Origin of the sequence: Phenylobacterium sp. (assembly GCF_031181185.1) — a bacterium.
Classification (GTDB): Bacteria; Pseudomonadota; Alphaproteobacteria; order Caulobacterales; family Caulobacteraceae; genus Phenylobacterium.
This window is the reverse complement of the sequence record NZ_JAPSKZ010000315.1, coordinates 1-2,031: the sequence shown is the minus strand read 5'-3', so window position 1 is coordinate 2,031 and position 2,031 is coordinate 1. Positions and strand designations below refer to the sequence as shown.

The 2,031-nt window shown below is 65.2% G+C and carries 3 protein-coding genes; all 3 read right to left on the bottom strand.

Annotation, left to right across the window (positions count from 1 at the left end; translation table 11 throughout):
- Positions 1–511: GTPase Era (gene era, locus RIF93_RS20365; protein ID WP_309093262.1), on the bottom strand; the 511-nt coding region annotated here is incomplete at its 3' end.
- The gene (gene rnc, locus RIF93_RS20360) at positions 498–1,208 is read right to left on the bottom strand and encodes a ribonuclease III (protein WP_309093261.1); all 711 of its coding nucleotides are present in this window, start codon (positions 1,206–1,208) and stop codon (positions 498–500) included. The genes rnc and era, both read right to left, overlap by 14 nt.
- A 3-nt stretch (positions 1,209–1,211) precedes the next feature.
- Positions 1,212–1,994, bottom strand: a complete 783-nt coding sequence (gene lepB / locus RIF93_RS20355; protein WP_375163914.1) for a signal peptidase I — start codon at positions 1,992–1,994, stop codon at positions 1,212–1,214.
- Positions 1,995–2,031: the final 37 nt, after the last annotated feature.

Below are 2,031 nucleotides of genomic sequence, written 5' to 3'. Positions count from 1 at the left end.
GCTGGCGCTTCATCGTGTCGATCCCGTCGCCCTTCAGGGCCGAGATCATGAAGGTATGCGCGAACGGTACCTGCTCGTTGAGCCTGGAGGCCATGTCGAGAAGCTTCGAGCGCTCGATCAGGTCGATCTTGTTGAGGATGAGGACCTTGGGCTGCTTCAGTTCCGGCAGCTTCGCGAGGATCGCCTCCGCCTCCTCGTCGACGCCCTTGCGCACGTCGAGCAGGAGCGCGATCACGTCCGCGTCGCCCGCCCCGCCCCAGGCCGACGTGACCATGGCACGGTCGAGGCGGCGCTTCGGCTTGAAGATGCCGGGCGTGTCCACGAAGACGATCTGCGCCTCGCCCTCGATGGCGATGCCGCGCACCAGGGCACGGGTGGTCTGCACCTTGCGCGACACGATGGAGACCTTGGACCCGACAAGCGAGTTCAGGAGAGTCGACTTGCCCGCATTCGGCGCGCCGATGAGAGCGACGAACCCGGCCTTGGTGTTGGTTTGCTCAGGCTGTTCCATGCTCGTCCTCCGTCCAGACGCCCTCTCTCAAGAGAAGGCTTCGAGCCGCGGCCTGTTCCGCGACGCGCTTCGAAGTGCCCTGGCCGAATGCACCCTCACTGTCCTTCACCTTCACCATGACCCGGAACCTGGGGGCGTGGTCGGGCCCCGTCTGCTCGGCTATGGAATAGGTCGGCGGCGGGAGCCCCCTCCCTTGCGCCCATTCCTGCAGGGCGCTCTTGGGGTCGCGCAGGGGCCGGCGGGGCGCCTCCAGAAGGGATTGGAACGAGCGCTCCACGAGACGGCGGGCAGCCTCGTAGCCGCCGTCGAGGAAGACGGCGCCGATGATCGCCTCGCAGACATCGGCCAGGATGGTCTGGTTGCGACGCTCGCCCGAATGGGCTTCGCCGGCGCCGAGCTTGAGGTAGGGCCCCACATCCCAGGCGATGGCGATCTCCGCGCAGCTTTCGCGGCGCACGAGTTCCGCCAGGCGCCGGGACAACTCGCCCTCCGGCGCGTTCGGGAAGGTCTTGAAGAGCAGCTCGGCGATGGCGAGACCGAGCACGCGATCCCCTAGGAACTCCAGCCGCTGGTAGCTCTGGCCCGCCGCCTGGGGGGCGCTGACATGGGTGAGCGCCTCGTCCAGGAGCTCGGGCTTTTCAAAGCGGTAGCCGAGCTTCTTCAGAAGCTCGTCGAGATTCGGCTTGCGGCGTGCCACGGGTCAGCGGATCCGCTCGAAGAGACGGTTCCAGCGGATCTTCTGCGGCCATTCCCAAGGACGCCACAGGGAGGCGCTCTCGTCGATGGAGAAAAAGATGATCTCGGCGCGACCCACCAGGTTCTCGAACGGCACCTGCCCGACGCTCGCCTCGTCGCGCGAGTCGGTGGAGTTGTCCCGATTGTCGCCCATCATGAAGAAGTGGCCGGGCTGCACCGTGTAGACATTGGTGTTGTCCCAATAGCCCCGGTCGCCGTCGCGTTCGATGACGAAGTGGGACACGCCCCCGGGCAGCGTCTCCTTGTATTGCGGCACGGAGATCGTGCGGCCGTAGAGGTCGGTGGTCTTGTAATCCTCCACCCGCTCGCGCTGGACCGGCTGGCCGTTGATGTGCAGCACGCCGCCGATGACCTGGATCTTGTCGCCCGGCAGGCCGATCACGCGCTTGATGTAATCGGTCGAGTTGTCCTTGGGCAGCTTGAACACGGCAATCTCGCCGCGCTTCGGCTCGGAGCCGAAGATGCGGCCGGAGAAGATGCCCGGGCTGAAGGGAATCGAGTGCTTGGAGTAGCCGTAGGAGTACTTGGAGACGAACAGGTAATCGCCGATCAGCAGCGTGGGGATCAGCGATCCCGACGGGATGTTGAAGGGCTGGAAGAGCACGGTGCGCACGACGACCGCGATCAGAAGGGCCTGAACGATGACCTTGATGGTCTCCCAGAGGCCGCCTTCTTCGTTCTTCGCGCTGCTGCCCGCGTATTTGCTGCTTTTTTCGCTCACGTCCATCGACCTATGCTCTTGGAATATGGCGGCCGAGGCCGTC

What these genes read in the sequence shown, in the direction of transcription:
- lepB (WP_375163914.1), bottom strand. Translation starts at nt 1,994, where the DNA reads ATGGACGTGAGCGAAAAAAGCAGCAAATACGCGGGCAGCAGCGCGAAG.